The following is a 2420-nucleotide window of genomic DNA, read 5'->3' as shown; positions in this document are numbered from 1 at the left end:
CGGATCTGCTTTCAACTTGTCGTAGTCCAACCCGCTAAGCTGCATCACCGCCAGCCATTGCTGGAACAACGGCCAGCCGACGCTTTCCTTGTTGGCTTTGCCGTCCCATCCTGCAAGGATTGTGCAAGCCTTGACGATGTCGGCTGAAGGCGCTGTACAGGCTTCCCGTAAATCAGCGAGCAGTAGGCGCGCAAAATACGGCTCGTTGGACAAGCCAATTTTCTGCAGATTTTCTGCGGTGAATTTACGGCCAGATAATCCATCTTTTCCGGACAAGCGATCTTCGATCTGTGTCACACCGAGCCGCGTTCTTGCACCTTGTGGGCCCGAATTTGGCGCGATAATTTCGGCGACGGAGCGCAAGGGTTGCGACGGATTAGTCATCCATGGGCCATCATTGCTATTCTGAACATAATCGTTTCTAAGCAAGGTGGGAAGATTCTTCCCGGCGAAAATCCCCTTTTGTGGCGCACCAGGATCATCGTCGAGCAGGCACGCGGAAGTAGTGCCGGCCAGAACCCAGAACCCCATTGCTTTCATTGGCACGAAGGGAGGCGGGATGCAAGCTGTCGCTTTGGCATCGGTTACATTCGGAACGGGCGTGACTGCACCAAAAAATGTGGCACCGTCGCGGTCGGTGGCAATAGTATTAACCCAGGGCACGCCGACTGTCTTTTCCAACGACGCCTTAATGTCCGAGGAGGAGGTTGCACGCGCGAATTCCCACCATTGTTGCAGCATACGAGTGTTATTGAAATTCACGTCAGCTAACGCTACCGCATTCTGCCGGCTCCATAGTGCACCAAGATCAGAATTAACAACGATCGGGCCATGCTCACTGAAATAAAACACGCGTTTGACCATAGAGGAAACGCCGTTAACTGTCGTCTCAACGGAAATCTCCTTCCTCACCATGGATTTGGACTGATTGTCCATATAGTACTTAGTCGGGTCGGAAGGATCGAGTGCGAGCGCGTAGAAGACGAAGCGAGGCGCTCCATTAACAGTATGACTCCAAGCCACGTTATTATTGAAACCAATATTAACCACCGGTAAGCCACCGAGTGAGGCCCCCATCACATCCATTTTCCCAGGAATAGTCAAATGCATCTGGTAGAAGCGCGCAATTGACCCCCATGGGAAATGGGGATTGGCGAAAAGGAGCCCACGTCCGCTTTCTGTCGCTTCCTTGCCCACTGCCACTGCATTGCTTCCAAAATTGGATTCAGGCCAATCCGATCTGCGCACAGTAGATCGAGATAGTTCTGCCAAACCGGACCACGCAACATTTGGTGATTTTTTCGAATGGAAACTGACCATCGCGTTACCGGTGGGCGGGGCAGCGTCCACAAATGCCTGCATGAGCGTTATATCCCCCCCACTCATCATAACGGTGTAGTGACGCACCAGACGGATCAGATCCTCTGCCGTTATTGGATGCACCCATGGTTTATCCCTGCAGGCAATTGGAAGGCGGTTGCTTCCAACGGATGCTAAGTATTGGTTATATCCGCGGGCATACCCTGATAGCAGCGACTGCAGCTCTGCCGGCTGACTGTCAAGTGTCGCCTTAACAGACTCAGGTTCGTTCAAATATTTGTGGTAAAAGTCACTGGTAATATTGACTACTGCATCGTTCCCTACCCCGCCGAACAGCCTGTATGTCTCATTCGGACCGAAATACTTTGATCGTTCGCCAGCCATTGTGACCAAAGCGTCCGCCATGAGACAAATATTGTCTTGCGCGTACGCATAACCTAACCCATAGCCTAGACCGGCTTCGGTTGTCGCCTTAACGTGCGGCACCCCAAATGACGTGCGAGTTACCTCGACCTCATCTTTGCTCATTGGCGTCACGTCCGGTTCCCCAGCTTTTTTCCCGCCGCAGCCACTCAAGGCCGCTATGCACATAGCGGCCAAGCAGAGCTTACTCCGCTTCTTCCAATTCATTGCTGTCTCCAGTTGGTGAAAATGCTTCGCTTCAGTTGTTTTTCGATAGATTTCTATAACAAAATTCTCACCAAAAACCACATTCTTGGACCGCCATATAACCTCGCAAGACTGCCAAAGTTGGCTCGCACAGCGTTGCAATGCTGCTTCAAGCAACGAATGGGAACTCACTGAAGTGGCCTTGGAGCTTATGTTGCCTGGGGTTGACACTGCATTGATCGCCTTGCGGCGCTTGGTTACCCGGCCGTGATACTGCCAAATCGGAAGGTACGAATACGGACAAGCAAGGACGTCTGAAAGCCAAGAACGTGAAGTTGAAGTGCTTCGCAACGCCAGCGATTTCCAAACCAGCGAGCGCATACTTAGATAAGCGATGCTCGACCGCCGACTCAAGCCCTAATGGCCTTCATCGACAAACGTCACGCGGATGGGTTCACATTCATCGTTAGGCAAGCCAACGGGTACTGACA

General features: G+C 52.1%; 1 protein-coding gene. It reads right to left on the bottom strand.

Annotated features, from left to right (window positions below; translation table 11 throughout):
• Positions 1-2121 (bottom strand): penicillin acylase family protein (locus AB4Z11_RS29520; RefSeq protein ID WP_442029410.1); only part of this gene is annotated, 2121 nt, incomplete at its 3' end.
• Positions 2122-2420: the final 299 nt, after the last annotated feature.

Origin of the sequence: Pseudoduganella sp. RAF53_2 (genome assembly GCF_052113985.1) — a bacterium.
Taxonomy (GTDB): Bacteria; Pseudomonadota; Gammaproteobacteria; order Burkholderiales; family Burkholderiaceae_D; genus Rugamonas.
The sequence above is the reverse complement of the archived record's forward strand: the minus strand, read 5'-3'. Positions and strand labels throughout refer to the sequence as shown.